Source organism: Ruegeria sp. AI2, assembly GCF_056541275.1.
Map to the genome: position 1 here is coordinate 84,313 of NZ_JBQFYB010000014.1, position 14,206 is coordinate 98,518.

General features: G+C 54.9%; 13 protein-coding genes. 5 read left to right on the forward strand and 8 right to left on the reverse strand.

Annotated features, from left to right (window positions below):
• Positions 1-25: 25 nt before the first annotated feature.
• The 4 genes from ACR0LL_RS18270 to ACR0LL_RS18285 are packed head-to-tail and all read right to left on the reverse strand — an operon-like array spanning position 26 to position 4,020.
• Positions 26-352 (reverse strand): cytochrome o ubiquinol oxidase subunit IV, encoded by a 327-nt coding sequence (locus tag ACR0LL_RS18270; RefSeq protein ID WP_480588635.1) that lies wholly within the window; start codon positions 350-352, stop codon positions 26-28.
• Positions 345-977 carry a cytochrome c oxidase subunit 3 gene (locus ACR0LL_RS18275; protein ID WP_267366736.1) on the reverse strand — a complete coding sequence of 211 codons (633 nt, stop codon included), beginning with the start codon at positions 975-977 and terminating at the stop codon, positions 345-347. The genes ACR0LL_RS18270 and ACR0LL_RS18275 overlap by 8 nt, the downstream gene beginning before the upstream one ends.
• Positions 974-3,064 (reverse strand): cbb3-type cytochrome c oxidase subunit I, encoded by a 2,091-nt coding sequence (locus ACR0LL_RS18280; protein ID WP_480588636.1) that lies wholly within the window; start codon positions 3,062-3,064, stop codon positions 974-976. Before ACR0LL_RS18280 ends, ACR0LL_RS18275 begins: the two co-directional genes overlap by 4 nt.
• Positions 3,061-4,020 (reverse strand): cytochrome ubiquinol oxidase subunit II, encoded by a 960-nt coding sequence (locus tag ACR0LL_RS18285; protein WP_480494249.1) that lies wholly within the window; start codon positions 4,018-4,020, stop codon positions 3,061-3,063. Before ACR0LL_RS18285 ends, ACR0LL_RS18280 begins: the two co-directional genes overlap by 4 nt.
• Positions 4,021-4,205: 185 nt before the next feature.
• Between ACR0LL_RS18285 and ACR0LL_RS18290 the strand changes: the two genes are divergently transcribed.
• The 5 genes from ACR0LL_RS18290 to ACR0LL_RS18310 all read left to right on the forward strand — a co-directional run bounded on the left by ACR0LL_RS18290 (position 4,206) and on the right by ACR0LL_RS18310 (position 11,413).
• Positions 4,206-5,441, forward strand: a complete 1,236-nt coding sequence (locus ACR0LL_RS18290; RefSeq protein ID WP_480588637.1) for a lytic murein transglycosylase — start codon at positions 4,206-4,208, stop codon at positions 5,439-5,441.
• A 644-nt stretch (positions 5,442-6,085) separates the two neighbouring features.
• Positions 6,086-6,979 (forward strand): UTP--glucose-1-phosphate uridylyltransferase GalU, encoded by an 894-nt coding sequence (gene galU / locus ACR0LL_RS18295; RefSeq protein ID WP_480519762.1) that lies wholly within the window; start codon positions 6,086-6,088, stop codon positions 6,977-6,979.
• Positions 6,980-7,048: 69 nt separating this feature from the next.
• Positions 7,049-8,488: a mannose-1-phosphate guanylyltransferase/mannose-6-phosphate isomerase gene (locus tag ACR0LL_RS18300; protein ID WP_480588638.1), complete on the forward strand. Its 1,440-nt coding sequence runs from the start codon at positions 7,049-7,051 to the stop codon at positions 8,486-8,488.
• Between the two features lie 174 nt (positions 8,489-8,662).
• Positions 8,663-9,727: a DUF2793 domain-containing protein gene (locus ACR0LL_RS18305; RefSeq protein ID WP_480588639.1), complete on the forward strand. Its 1,065-nt coding sequence runs from the start codon at positions 8,663-8,665 to the stop codon at positions 9,725-9,727.
• A 381-nt stretch (positions 9,728-10,108) separates the two neighbouring features.
• Positions 10,109-11,413, forward strand: a complete 1,305-nt coding sequence (locus ACR0LL_RS18310) for a UDP-glucose dehydrogenase family protein (RefSeq protein WP_480588640.1) — start codon at positions 10,109-10,111, stop codon at positions 11,411-11,413.
• Between the two features lie 43 nt (positions 11,414-11,456).
• On the opposite strand, the gene ACR0LL_RS18315 is transcribed toward ACR0LL_RS18310, so the two are convergent.
• From ACR0LL_RS18315 to ACR0LL_RS18330, 4 genes are all read right to left on the reverse strand, one after another.
• Positions 11,457-12,515: a helix-turn-helix domain-containing protein gene (locus tag ACR0LL_RS18315; protein WP_480588641.1), complete on the reverse strand. Its 1,059-nt coding sequence runs from the start codon at positions 12,513-12,515 to the stop codon at positions 11,457-11,459.
• A 64-nt stretch (positions 12,516-12,579) separates the two neighbouring features.
• Positions 12,580-13,317, reverse strand: a complete 738-nt coding sequence (locus ACR0LL_RS18320; protein ID WP_480588642.1) for an anti-sigma factor family protein — start codon at positions 13,315-13,317, stop codon at positions 12,580-12,582.
• Positions 13,314-13,838: an RNA polymerase sigma factor gene (locus tag ACR0LL_RS18325; RefSeq protein WP_480588643.1), complete on the reverse strand. Its 525-nt coding sequence runs from the start codon at positions 13,836-13,838 to the stop codon at positions 13,314-13,316. The genes ACR0LL_RS18320 and ACR0LL_RS18325 overlap by 4 nt, the downstream gene beginning before the upstream one ends.
• 79 nt (positions 13,839-13,917) lie before the next feature.
• Positions 13,918-14,206, reverse strand: a 289-nt coding sequence (locus ACR0LL_RS18330; protein WP_480588644.1) for a hypothetical protein, incomplete at its 5' end; no start/stop codon positions are given.

Genomic DNA, 14,206 nt, shown 5'->3' on the forward strand with positions numbered 1-14,206 from the left:
CTACCCCGCTTGTTTCAAATACGCACTACATCAAGTGCATGTGCATTCGGGCGGCCAGATTGCCCAGAACCCAGACGGTGCCAAGGATCATTATCATCAGAACCAGTGTCGAAAACAGCACCAGATGCAGATCTTCGCGGCTGCTGCGCCGACGGTCGATATGCAGGAAGTAGACAAGCTGCAACACAAGCTGTGCCAATCCAAGCAACCCGATGGTCAGGTAAACCCCAACCGTTTCAATCCCATAAACCTGCGCCACGCCAAACATCGCCAAGGTCAGCAAAAGCGAGCCACCATACCCGATCACATAGCGCCGACGCTCGCGACGATGCATTTCAGAGCGCTTATCCATAGGTCAGACCTCCGAAATACACGATGGTAATGATCCCAATCCAGATCAGATCGAGAAAATGCCAGAACAACGCCAGTCGCACCACGCGCGAGATAACCACATCCGTCATGCCCTTGACGCGTAGCTGGATACCCAAAACGATCAGCCAAAGGCATCCAGTCGCAACGTGCAGACCATGAAGCGGGACCAACCCAAAAAAGGCTGACAAAAAACCGCTGCGCTGCGGAATGCCGCCTTTTTCCGCCATGGCCATGAAGTCACGCACTTCCAGCACCAGAAAACCAAGCCCCAGCGCAAGAGTGACGCCAAACCACAAGACAATGCGACCGCGCGGCAGATTGTACTTCAGCGCCAGCATGGCAAGACCCACTGTCAGGCTGCTGGTCAGCAGTATCAGGGTTTGCGCAAAAACACTTTTCAGATCAAACAACTCGTGCGGGCCGGGACCACCTGCCTGTGCATCGATCATTGTTATGTAAATCGCAAACATCAGGCCGAAATAAACCAGATCGCTCATCAAGAAGACCCAGAACCCAAAGGTGACAACCTCGGTCGCCTTGTGGGCACTGGCGTGATGTTCTCCCAGATTGATACCGGGATAGCTGTGTGTCGGCGCGCGCTTCATGTCGCCACCTCCAGATCCGGGCGGGCAAGGCCGCGGTTTCCCGGAGAAGTTTCAGAGTCGCGATCAACCGCCGCTTCGCTGTGGACCAACGCCAACCAGGCTTCGTGATCCCTTCGCACCTCTTCCGCGGGGATGGTGAGTTCTGTACTGTCATCAAATGTCCAGATGATCACCGCAAGGATCATCAAAACCGTCATTGTCGCGGCAAGCCACCAGATCCACCAGACCAGCGCAAACATCCATATGCCGCTGAGAACGCACAGGACAAAGCCAATTCCCGTGTTTCGGGGCAGTTCGATATCTTCATAAGCGTCTGGTGTTGGATAGGCTGTTCCTTTTGCCTTCTGTGCCGTGAATTCATCCCGATCCGTAACCTTGGGGATGATCGCAAAGTTGTACGCGGGAGGCGGTGAAGGGATAGTCCATTCCAATGTGCGACCATCCCAGGGATCCCCAACAGGAACGCGGGTTTGGTCGCGGTCACGAATGCTGACCCATAGCTGGATCAGGACCGAGAACAATCCACAGGTAATAACTATCGCTCCGATGATGGCCACGATCATGAAAGGGTGGAAAGACGGATCGCTATAGCTGAAAGAGCGGCGTGGCATGCCCAACAGCCCGACGAAATAGAGCGGCATGAATGTCAGCAAAAACCCCCCGGTCCAGCAAAAGACAGAAACCCGGCCCCAGAATTCGTTCAGTCGGAATCCAAAGGCCTTGGGGAACCAGTAATTGTATGCCGCCAACAATCCGAACAACACGCCAGGCAATAACGCGTTGTGGAAATGAGCTACCAAAAACAGCGTATTGTGAACCTGGTAATCTACGGTTGGGTTTGCCAGGATCACACCGCTCAGCCCACCGATGGCAAACAGCATCAAAAATGACAGCCCATAGAGCATCGGCACCGAAAACCGAATGCGCCCCCGCCACAGCGTCGCCATCCAGTCATAGACTTTCACGCCGGTTGGGATGGCAATCAGCATGGTCGCAATACCAAACACCGCGTTGATCAGCGCGCTTTGACCCATGGTGAAAAAGTGGTGCAGCCAGACCGTGAACGACAACACTGCGATCGACATGGTCGCGATGACAAGCGAGTTGTAGCCATAAAGCCGTTTGGCCGAGAAGGTCGCAAACACCTCGGAATAGATGCCATAAGCAGGCAAAACCAGCAGGTAAACCTCGGGGTGGCCGAACAGCCAAAACAGATTGGCATAGTTCATCATGTTGCCACCGAGGTCGTTTGTGAAAAAGTGGAAATCAAGATAGCGATCAGCGGCAAGCATCAGCGCGGCGACACCCAAAGGCGGCATGGCAAAGACGATCAGGATCGAACTGCAAATGATTGTCCAGCAATACATCGGCAGCCGCATGAACGTCATGCCCGGCGCGCGCAACTTGTAGATCGTAACGGCAAAATTGATACCCGTCAGCGAGGTGCCAATGCCCGAAACAACGATGGCCCAGATCCAGTAATCCGGTCCAACACCGGGATTGAACGTTGCGCCGGTATACGGTGGATAGGCTGTCCAGCCGCCGGTCGAAAACTCTCCAATCACCAGCGACACCATCAGCATCATGCCTGACGAAACCGTAAGGCCCAGACTAATCTGGTTTAGTCGCGGGAATGCCACATCGCGCGCGCCGATCATCAGCGGGACAATGTAATTCGCAACACCAAAGACAAAGGGAACGGCAACAAAGAAGACCATGATTGTGCCGTGAGTGCTGAAAAGCTCGGCAAAATGTTCGGCTTCGAGGAAACCGTCGCCAGGCCCGGAAGCCTGCTGCGCGCGCATGACAACGCCTTCAAGCACACCGCGTGCCAGCATCACGATGGCAAAGACGATATACATGATACCGATCTTCTTGTGATCGACGCTGGTCAGCCAATCGCGCCACAGGGGTGTCCACAGACGAAACCAGCTCAGCAATCCTACGACAACCGCAGCGCCAATAATCACAACAGCTGCGGCTGTATTGGCCACGATCTCATTAGTATTTGGGTTCTGGATCAACCCGGCAATCGGAAAAGCGTCCCAACTCAGACGCCCGAAGAAACCTGTCTCGGTTGGCGTCATTTTTGCGCCTCCTGCCCAAATGATGCAGTTCCAGGCTGTAGATCGACCGGCAAAGGCTGACCGCTGTGGTAGCGGCTCAGGATATTCTGAAACAGGTCGTCTTCTATTGTGAAGTAGAGCGCATCATCCGGCATCCGAGATGTTCCCAAAGCGGCCTGAACCTCATCCCTGTCGGTCCGCATGGCCAGTTTCCGATAAGTTGCCACATCTAGTTGGATGCTTTTGTTACGCACTTTTTCGACCCAAGCGTCGAAATCCTCACCACTCATTGCGATGGTGCGGAACTTCTGCTTGGCAAAGCCCCGTCCGTTGTACTGAGTGTTTTCACCCTGCATCACTTCCGGCGCATCCGCGACAAGAAGTAACTGGGTGGTCATGCCCGGCATCGCATAAATCTGTCCGGCCAGCGCGGGTATCATAAACGACTGCATCACGGTATCGGTTGTCAGCGTCAATGCAACTTGCCGCTTTGTCGGAATTCCGAACTCTCCCACAGTGGCGACCCCAAGATCGGGGTACAGAAACAGCCACTTCCAATCCAGACCGACAACCTGAACCCGCAGCGCCGGATCTTCACCAAACGGTGCCGAATACGGGTCAAGCCGATGCGTCGCCTTCCAAAGATAAAAAGACAGCAAGGCCACGATTATGACAGGCACACCCCACATGACAAATTCCAGCTTGGCCGAGAAATCCCAATCCGGCGCGTAGGGCGCAATGCGGTTGCTCCGGCGGCGATACCGAAACGCTATTATCGGGACCAGCACCAATACCGGGATAACGGCCAGCAGGATCAATACGGTCGCCCGAAGCAAATGCGTTTTCTGAACTGCCGCTATTGGGCCTTGCGGGTCCATAAAGCTGTCGCTGGCCAAAGCTGGTTGCGCCGAAGCGATCAACAGGAGCACAACGACAAGCCTGAGCAAGGATGGATTGGACGAAATGACTTGTGCCACAGCTGACTGTCCTCTCCTCATCTCAATCCCATGCAACTATCGGCAAGCGGGTGAAATTTCTCAAGAGTTTTCCGAACCATAAATTGCCAACCTCAACTTACTTTCAACTTTGGGTGTAAAGAGCGACGGGTCGCGCGGCATCTTCCCGTTGACTTGCAAGGCCAGTCGGGACAGATAAATCGTCAATGCGTATTTTGCTGTTCACTCTAGGATTGATCATTCTGTCCCAGACCGCACTGGCACAGGATCGTGCAGCAATTGAACGCCAGTTTCAGTCGTGGTTGTTGGAGACGATCTGGCCGCTGGCGCAGGCCAAAGGTGTTTCGCGCAACACACTGCAACAGGCGTTTTCCGGCGTTACATTGGACTGGGACCTGTCTGATCTGGTTCCCCCCGGACATAAACGCAAAACGCCCAAGGCGCAAAAACAAGCCGAGTTTGGATCGCCCAGCCGGTATTTCAATCCGGGGTCAATTCAGGGCGCAACGTCTATCGGGCGCAGGATGGCGAGGCAACACTCTGCGATTCTTGCGAAAGTCGAAAGCAATACAGGCGTTCCTGCTCGCATCATTCTGGCAATCTGGGGCAGAGAGAGTGGCTATGGGCAAGTGCCAATCCGCCATGATGCGTTCAGGGTTTTGTCGACCAAGGCATTCATGAGCACGCGCGCGGACTACTTCACGGCCGAGCTTATCGCGGCTCTGCAAATCGCGGAAGCAGGACCTCTGCCAGCCCGGCAATTGAAAAGCAGTTGGGCGGGCGCGTTAGGACAACCCCAATTCATGCCATCAAGCTATTTGGCTTACGCCGCAGATGGCAACGGCGACGGACAGGTCGATATCTGGGGGTCATCCGATGATACAATCACATCGATTGGCAACTACCTGAAACAGCACGGCTGGATCGCCGGGCGTGACTGGGGTTTCGAAGTGTCTGTGCCAGCAACCGTTTCATGTTCATTGGAAGGACCTGATCAGGGGCAGTCAATCCAGCAATGGGAAGCGATGGGCATAAACCGGGTCTCGGGCAAACCTTTTCCAGCCCACGAGTTGAAGGGGGCAGGTTACCTGATGATGCCGGCAGGACGATTTGGTCCTGCTTTTCTGGTCACTCCGAATTTTTACGTTTTGAAGGAATACAACAAAAGCGATCTTTATGCTTTGTTCGTCGGCCACGTCGGTGACAGAATCCAATTTGGAAGCGGCGATTTTAAAGGGCAATGGGGCAAGGTCGGTGGCTTGTACCGTTCTGACATAGCAAAGATGCAGGGCGCGCTGGAAAGCTTGGGGTACGATGTCGGAGGCGTTGACGGCTTGCCAGGTTTCAAAACCCGCCGATCCATAGGCAGATGGCAGGAAACGAGTGGTGTTGCACCCACCTGTTTTCCCGAAACCTCGATGACAACGAAATTGGTCCGATAAGGCGCCAAGCGTGCGTTGAACGGTCCCTCGCGACTTGCTTGAGCATCTTATCGCCAGTCGCAACAGACCGCCGTTATCACCAATCTTTGCGGTTTCGGCCATATTGTTGCCCATTCGAAAACGGACTTGATGCATCAGATCATGTATTTCCAAAAAGCTCGGATGTTTGCCGACGGGATACTTGTGCACATAAGACACGTTACTTGACGCAGCTTGCGACTAAGCGAGCCGTGTTAATTTCAGTTGCACAGTCCCTGCCATCTAAATTCTTTTCGGCCGCGCAGTCCTAAACTACTCGTCATAACAAGGCGCTATGCCCATCCAAAGAAAAGTACGCAGGACTCCGTCCGGGAGTTTTTCAAGGCGACCGACGCTGCTCCAAACATATCAACTTTCCGTGATCGGCAAATCGTCGTCAGATTTTTGGCACAGAGTTATAGCGGTAGGGTCTCTGGGAACTGTCGTTCAGGCCATGTATACAGGAAGCAATGGAGTCGGCTTTTGACTCATCTGGACCGAGGTGGCACGATTTGGTCAATAACAGCCGACACACCGGGCATGATTGATTGACACGGTTTTGAAGACTAAGAGGACATTCCGGATGTTCTCTGCTTTTCCGGCCAAGTTTTGTTTTGAGAGGCACCATGACACGTAAAGTCACCAAAGCAGTTTTTCCAGTGGCGGGAATGGGAACCCGGTTTTTGCCGGCAACCAAATCTGTTCCGAAAGAGATCATGACGTTGGTGGACCGACCCCTGGTGCAATATGCAATCGATGAAGCCCGAGCAGCTGGGATCAAAGAGTTCATCTTTGTGACTTCTCGCGGGAAATCCGCGCTTGAAGATTACTTTGACCACAACCTTGTCCTCGAACAGGAGTTAATGGCCAAAGGCAAAAACAAGCTTCTCGATATCTTGAACAAGACGAATATGGAAAGCGGAGCGATTGCCTATATCCGCCAACACAAAGCCCTGGGGTTGGGGCATGCTGTATGGTGTGCACGCCGTTTGATAGGCGACGAACCTTTCGCCGTAATGCTGCCTGACGATGTGATCGCTGCAGATAAACCATGTCTGCAACAAATGGTCGAAGCCTATGAGGAAACGGGCGGCAACATGGTGGCAACAATGGAAGTTCCGCCAGAGAAGACTAGTTCGTACGGCGTTCTGGATGTCGTCGACAGTATCGGCCCGGTCATTCCAGCCAAGAGCATGGTCGAAAAGCCTGAACCATCGAAAGCGCCATCCAATCTGGCGGTTATCGGGCGCTATATTCTTCGACCTTCCGTATTGAACAACCTGAACGCAATGAAAACCGGAAGCGGCGGTGAAATCCAACTGACTGATGCAATCGCCGAGGATATCGCATCCGGCGTGCCCGTTTTTGGATACAAGTTTGACGGGCAGCGTTTCGACTGCGGCTCAAAATCCGGTTTTCTGCAAGCGACCGTTTCCTTTGCCCTTGCCCGTGACGACCTGCGTGATGATCTGAGCCAATATCTAAATGACATCGTTGCAACTGGAAAAGCGGCCCAGTAGCCGCGGAATCTCCCATTCCACGAAAAATTGAACAATATCGTTGGTCATCAGCAATTCAGGGGCACTTGTATGAACAGTACGGTCTATCCAGTCATCCTGTGTGGTGGTTCAGGAACGCGTTTGTGGCCCCTGTCGCGCAAAAGCTATCCCAAGCAATTCGTTCCACTTGTCGGCAAAACCAGTCTTTTACAAGATTGTGCCGACAGGATGCTTGGACCCTCGCATACGCCCTATGCCAAACCACTGGTTCTAACCAACGAAGCCTTTCGGTTTATTGTACCTGAACAGCTGACCGCTATTGGGATCGACCCCGGTCCGATTCTGATTGAGCCTGAAGGACGCAACACGGCCCCTGCCGTACTGGCGGCTGCGTTGTACCTTGCCTCACGTGATCCGGATGCCATCATGCTGGTTGCACCTTCAGATCATGTGCTTCCAAACAAGGCCGCTTTTCATCAGGCCGTCGCCACAGGCGTGCGCGCAATTGCCGAACGAAGCGATCTGGTGACATTTGGCATCACGCCCGCTCGGCCCGAAACCGGGTATGGCTACTTAAAGCTGAACGACGCCCCAGACGCGTCCGGGGGTGCAGTTCGCCTGGATCGGTTCGTGGAGAAACCGGATTTGGAAGCCGCGCAGGCGATGGTAAAAGATGGCAGTTACCTGTGGAATTCCGGCATCTTCCTGTTTGCGGTACGTGACATCGTTGCAGCATATGAAAAATACGCAAGCACCCTTGTTGCACCTGTCCAAAAGGCCGTCGACAGCGCAAAGGCAGATTTGGGGTTCCTGAGATTGGACCCTTCGGCTTGGGCTGACGTCGATGACGTCTCGATCGACTATGCGGTCATGGAAAAAGCCCCCAACCTTAGCGTGGTTCCGTATTCCGCAGGTTGGTCGGATGTTGGAAGTTGGACGGCTGTTCAAGAATTGTCAAACCCTGATGAAAACGGCACCGCGACAAATGGGGAAGTAACCACAATCGACTGCTGCAACGTTCTGATACGATCAGAATCGCCAGCTCAGGAAGTGGTGGCAATGGGGCTTGAGAACATTATCGCAGTTGCGATGCCGGATGCTGTGCTGGTTGCTAGCATGGACAAAGCCCAGGACGTCAAGCAGGCTGTCGCTGCCTTAAAGGCAAAAGGGGCCAAACAGGCAGATACGCTTCCGATAGATCACCGCCCCTGGGGCTGGTTTGAGAGCCTCGTGATCGGTGACAGATTTCAGGTCAAACGAATCCATGTACATCCTGGCGCTTCGCTCAGCCTACAGTCCCATCACCATCGGTCCGAGCATTGGATTGTGGTTGAGGGCACCGCCAAGGTCACAGTCGATGATCAGGAACGGTTGGTCAGCGAAAACCAGTCTGTCTATATCCCGCTGGGTGCCGTGCACCGGATGGAAAACCCTGGCAAAGTGCCCATGGTTTTGATCGAAGTGCAGACCGGCACCTATTTAGGCGAAGATGACATCATTCGATATGAAGACATTTATGCCCGGGACTAAGCGGCGACATAGTTCTCCATAGGCCATACTCGGGTCGGCTTGTCCCCAGGGATACTCAAGTTAACAGATTATTTCCTGTGCGGTCGGCCAGGTCAGACGGGATTGACGCGCCTTACGGCAGAGTGGCGCGCAACCGACTTTCGGACCGACAGCCACAGGAGGACCCTCGTGTCAATGACCTCACCCAGATTGCGCCTGCCTTTTCTACAACCTTCGCAGGCTCAAAAGCACGTCACCCACAACGAGGCACTGCGACAACTTGATCTGGTCGTTCAGCTAACAGTGCAGACAACCAATGCCAGCACCCCGCCCGTTGTCCCCGAGCAGGGCGATGTCTATGCTCTGGGCGTCACCCCTACCGGGGACTGGGCCGGACATGCAGGAGAGCTTGCCGCATGGCTGGACAACACCTGGCATTTCTTGACCCCATATTCGGGCTGGCGTGCCTGGGACGAGGCCACTGGTGAACTGAAGTTCTGGAATGGGTCTGACTGGCTGCCCTTGCCCGTCAATACTCAGAACCTGAATGGTATTGGGGTGGCAACAAATTCGGACGCTACGAATCGCTTGTCTGTCCGAAGCCCGGCCACGCTTCTGAACCATGAGGGCGGCGGGCATCAGCTGAAGATCAACAAGGCGGGTGCCAGCGATACAGCATCGCTGGTGTTTCAGTCGAACTGGACCGGTCACGCTGAAATGGGGTTATCCGGAAGTACGGGGTTTTCAATCAAAGTGTCCCCTGACGGAGGTACCTGGACCGAAGCTCTGACTTTTGACCCCGCGACCGGAACAGCAGCTGGTGCGGCTGTTCAGGGCGATGCGACGGATACCACTTCGGGTCGCTTGATGCGTGCCGACTACGGTTATGGGCCGGGTAACCTTCTGGGGTCGGTATCAGAAGTTGGCGGTATACCAACCGGTGCGGTCATAGAGCGCGGAAGTAACACCAATGGCGAATTTACACGTTTTGCCGATGGAACCCTGATCTGCACCGCCGCTTTGCTTCCTGTCGCATGCACGGCCGTTGAAGGCGTATTGTTCGCAAGCACTGCAATGACGTGGAACTACCCAGCGCCATTTTCCTCTGCGCCAAGCGTTAGTGGCAGCGCTGGAGCAAACAATCGTTTCATCGGGTTTGATATGCCCGGAAACACTCAAGCCGCGTGCAAAGCCCTCTCCGTAACTTCGGATACAGCGGCTTTTTCACCAAGTGTCATCGCCATAGGGCGCTGGTTCTGAGCACAGCTGCCGCCTGAACTGTGGTTCGGGCGGTTTTTTTGCATCGTCGGCCTATTTATTTAGCAATCGCCAATTCCATTGGACCCGCTACAGCCGCCTTGCTCCGGGCGAAAAGTAGGCGACGCAACACCGCCCGGCTAGTGGCTGTTTATTACTGATCCATGCCCAGAACTGTATCTTTTCAGCTGACAATGGACGTGATTCAACAAGTTCTGCGCAGCACGACGGATTGTAAAAACTCTGTTCCCGCGCATATTGCCTCAAAAACAACAAGAAAACATGGGAACTCAGCAACCATACCTGTAAATCATTGAAACCGGCGCTAGATTCTTCGATTGTGCCCGCGCCGTTGATAGTAATTGGTAAAAAAGGATTTGGCAGATGCGCATTGCAATGATCGGCACCGGGTATGTGGGCCTTGTTTCCGGTGTGTGTTTCTCGGACTTCGGTCATGATGTGATTTGCGTTGATAAGGCTGAGCAGAAGATCGATATGCTCAAAGCCGGACAGGTGCCTATTTATGAACCGGGTCTGGACGTGCTGATGGCGCGAAACGTCGCGGCTGGCCGCCTGAGCTTCACAACCGATCTTGCAGCCGCAGTGGACGGCGCGGATGCTATCTTTATTGCAGTTGGAACGCCAACCCGGCGTGGAGACGGCCACGCGGATCTGACCTATGTGATGGCAGCGGCGGAAGAAATCGCTAAGGCTGTCACCGGGTATACCGTTATCGTCACAAAATCGACTGTGCCCGTCGGAACAAACAGAAAAGTGCAGGAAACAGTCAAGGCCGCCAACCCCCAGGCCGAATTTGACGTGGCTTCGAACCCTGAATTCCTTCGCGAAGGCGCGGCAATAGACGATTTCATGCGCCCGGACCGCGTTGTGGTCGGCGTCGAAAATAACCGCGCTGCCGAGGTGATGGCAGAAATTTACCGCCCTCTTTACCTGCGCGACTTCCCGATCCTGACCACCGATCTGGAAAGCGCCGAGATGATAAAATACGCCGCCAACGCGTTTCTAGCGACCAAAATTACCTTCATCAATGAAATCGCCGGGCTATGCGAAAAAGTTGGTGCGGATGTCAAAGAAGTATCGCGTGGCATTGGCCTTGACGGGCGGATTGGCAACAAATTCCTGCATGCAGGACCTGGCTACGGTGGTTCATGTTTTCCAAAAGATACGGCCGCGTTGGCCCGGATCGGGCAGGACCACGCGCATCCGATGCAAATCACCGAGACCGTCATCCGCGTGAATGACGAAATCAAGAAACGGATGATCGAGAAAATTCGAGACGCATGTGACGATCATTTCAACGGCAAGACCGTGACGGTTCTGGGTGTCACGTTCAAGCCCAACACGGACGATATGCGCGACGCGCCATCACTGTCCATCGTCCCCGCCCTGATTGGCGGTGGCGCAACGGTGCGCGTTGTTGACCCTCAGGGAAAATCTGAAGGAGAAGCGCTTTTGCCGGGCGTCGAATGGTGCGACGATCCGTATATCGCCGCGCAGGGCGCGGATGTTGTTGTGCTGCTGACGGAATGGAATGAGTTCCGCGCGCTGAACCTTTCCGAAATTGCAGCATCTATGAACACCGCCAGGATGGTTGACCTGCGCAACATCTACTCGAAAACTACGGCGCTGAAATCAGGGTTCGACACCTATGTCGGTGTTGGGCGCTGAAAGCGTGCGCCCCGCGGCGTCTATTTTTCGAGTAGTTGACGGATCATAATGCGGCAGTCCAGACCCGGTAACGGCCTTGGCCCGTGACTTCACGCACCAGACCTCTCCGGGTGAACAGGTCGAAATTCCGCTGAACCGCCGCGCGCGAAGAATTGGTCAAGTCTTCCGCAAGCGGGGCCGAGACCATTGGCCATGCCGCCAGAGCATCAATCAGACGCGGTGGGGTGCGGCCGCTCAGATCCAGCGTCGCGTCGCGGGCCTTGCCCTCCCAGACACTGATCCTGTCGAGGTGCAGCAAAGCCGCAAGAACCGCTTGCCCGGCGCCCTGTATCCAAGACCCCAACTTGTCCGTCGGCCGACCCGTTCCGCGCAACGCACCCGGACCAGACAACGCCAGAGGCATGAACATTGCGCCGCCCCGCCCCATCGAAGCCGCGTGCCGCGCAGCGATAATTGCCGCCTCGGTGTCTTGTCCGACGCCCTGCGATATAGCTCGCCAAGCATGAAACGCGATCGCCGATTGTGTCACCGGGTGCAGCCTTTCCGCATTCTGCATGACTTCGGCCAGATCAACGATCGCTTCGGGCGTCGCATCAGAGCCCTGAGCCAGACGGTCAAGAAACGCGGTCAACCCACTTTCCCACCCGCCACTAGCAGGGCCTGCGCCTGAGCTCAGACGGCGTACGGCCCAACCTGCCCGAAACAGCGCCTGCACGTCATCGTGGGTCGCGCCTATCCTCAGACCCGTCCACAAAGCCAGGCGGTCCACGCTGACCCGATCCCCTGTCCACCACCCCAGATCGGACGTTTCCATAAGTGCCAAACGGTGCGTCCACCCCTCAGGCCCCGAACGCAGCCTCTCGTCCAGAGCACCAAAGGTCAGGGCAAGTTCAGCAAGCTCTGCCGACAGTTCTGATTGTGCCGAATGCCAATCGCGCGGATCGAATAACGGGCGCTGCGATGATCGGGGACCAGGCAGAAAGAAGTCTTCCTCCACGTCCTGGTCCGGAGGCAAAAACCAAGGGTCATCCTCTTCTGCCGGATCGCCATCATAGATGCTGGCTGGGCCAAGATCATCGACCTCGTCTTCTGGAAGGGGCATGGTTTTCTTCGACGTCATACCCGGCATTCTTCGGGCATTTGCAACAGTTCACAAGGGTTTTCCATCAGCCCGAGAATGTGCGGGTCAACACTTCCAGTTCGTTGCTTAAATCCGTCTGTGGGGAACTGCCCAACAGCATATATCCATAACCGCCCTGCTCCCACTTTGCAGTTGCCAAACCGCTCAACACCGTTTGTTGGACTTCGGTATTTGGGGCATTCGGTCCTTGGCGAATGACACAGAAGGCAAGTGGTCGACCCTGATCATCGGCAAAAACCACTTGGATCAAGGGCTTGCCTTTGAAGGAAAGAACCTGCGCCCGCTTCAGCTCCAGCCCTGGCAACGCTTCAAGTGTTTCCTGATTCAGCGTTCGTCCCAGTTCGGCTTCGGCCATTGCAAATTGCTTGGCCAGCGACGTTTCCGAACTGTCCAGCGATGCAATCGTTTCCGGCACGTAAAGTGATTGATAGATCGCGGCCTGCTGGGCCCAGCTTAAATCTGCTGGCCGGGTGGCCCAGAATGTTACGGCGACGGCTGCAAATGCCGCGCTGGCAGCTACCGCAACAAGACGCAGAAACCCGTTATTGGCGGGCCGCGTCGTTATTTCCGGCAGGTCCACCTTCGGCGCTTCAGCGGGCAGGTTCTCAAAAACATCCCGAACAACAGGCGCAAATGGATCCAGCGCCATCAGACGATGTTCCAGCGCAGCGTCATCTTCAACCGCAGCCTCAATGGCGCGGGTCTGAGCCTCGTCCAGGCTGCCTTCCAGATACGCTAGAAGCGTCTCGTCGGAAAACGTCATTTGCCACTCCGTCGCGCGGTGTCCGCTGCATCAATCTGCATCACGGTTTTAAGTTTCTGCCGGGCATTCGAAAGCCGGCTCATGATCGTGCCAATTGGAACCTCCAACAAGGCAGCGGCTTCGCGGTAACTGTACCCCTCAACGAAGACGAGCATTACCGCTTCGCGCTGTGCCTCAGGCAACTGCATCACTTGAGTAAACACTTCAGCCGCGAAAATATTCGTTTCTGTATCCGGTCCCGTTGCAACCAGATCCGCTTCGGGGGTCACCGACAGCGCCTGCGCGCGTCGAACCGACCGCGAACGCAGCTTATTCAGCCAGATCGACCGGCAGATTGTCATCAACCAGCTGTCCAGACGATTGTGCGACGTCACCTGATGATGTCGTTCAAGCGCGCGCAAACATGTGGCCTGCAACAAATCGTCAGCTACATCCGAGGCACCCGATAATGCCAGCGCAAACCGCCAGACACGCTTCGAATGCGTCTGAACCGCATCGCGGACGGCTTGTTCAGAAGTCATCTCAGCTCTCATCGAATGATCACGACCTGCTTGTGTTTCTCAATCGCGGACCGGACCCGCAAGGGCAGAATTGCCATATTTAGAAGTGAATTGAAACGAAACTCCTGTTCAACGCAGTCACGTTTGCGTCTGTAATTGTTGCAGCGCCTATTTCAGCAACCGGTTGGGTATTGGATACCGGCCATTTGCGACAGTTGTTTTGGTTTCGACCAAAGACATGGTGTTCCAAAACACGATAGCCGTTCAATTGCGGTATTGGATTGATTGAGTTTTTTGGTTTTGGTTTTGGTTGCGGGTTTGGTGGTGAGGTCTTATTTAGCGTGTTTGGATGTTGGGATGGGTTGGTCTGCCGCAGGGTAGCATCAGCC

Excerpts from the sequence above, each read along its gene's own strand:
- ACR0LL_RS18270 (WP_480588635.1), bottom strand. The coding sequence starts at position 352 with ATGGATAAGCGCTCTGAAATGCATCGTCGCGAGCGTCGGCGCTATGTG.
- ACR0LL_RS18275 (WP_267366736.1), bottom strand. The coding sequence starts at position 977 with ATGAAGCGCGCGCCGACACACAGCTATCCCGGTATCAATCTGGGAGAA.
- ACR0LL_RS18280 (WP_480588636.1), bottom strand. The coding sequence starts at position 3,064 with ATGACGCCAACCGAGACAGGTTTCTTCGGGCGTCTGAGTTGGGACGCT.
- ACR0LL_RS18290 (WP_480588637.1), top strand. The coding sequence starts at position 4,206 with ATGCGTATTTTGCTGTTCACTCTAGGATTGATCATTCTGTCCCAGACC.
- galU (WP_480519762.1), top strand. The coding sequence starts at position 6,086 with ATGACACGTAAAGTCACCAAAGCAGTTTTTCCAGTGGCGGGAATGGGA.
- ACR0LL_RS18300 (WP_480588638.1), top strand. The coding sequence starts at position 7,049 with ATGAACAGTACGGTCTATCCAGTCATCCTGTGTGGTGGTTCAGGAACG.
- ACR0LL_RS18305 (WP_480588639.1), top strand. The coding sequence starts at position 8,663 with ATGACCTCACCCAGATTGCGCCTGCCTTTTCTACAACCTTCGCAGGCT.
- ACR0LL_RS18310 (WP_480588640.1), top strand. The coding sequence starts at position 10,109 with ATGCGCATTGCAATGATCGGCACCGGGTATGTGGGCCTTGTTTCCGGT.
- ACR0LL_RS18315 (WP_480588641.1), bottom strand. The coding sequence starts at position 12,515 with ATGCCCCTTCCAGAAGACGAGGTCGATGATCTTGGCCCAGCCAGCATC.
- ACR0LL_RS18320 (WP_480588642.1), bottom strand. The coding sequence starts at position 13,317 with ATGACGTTTTCCGACGAGACGCTTCTAGCGTATCTGGAAGGCAGCCTG.
- ACR0LL_RS18325 (WP_480588643.1), bottom strand. The coding sequence starts at position 13,838 with ATGACTTCTGAACAAGCCGTCCGCGATGCGGTTCAGACGCATTCGAAG.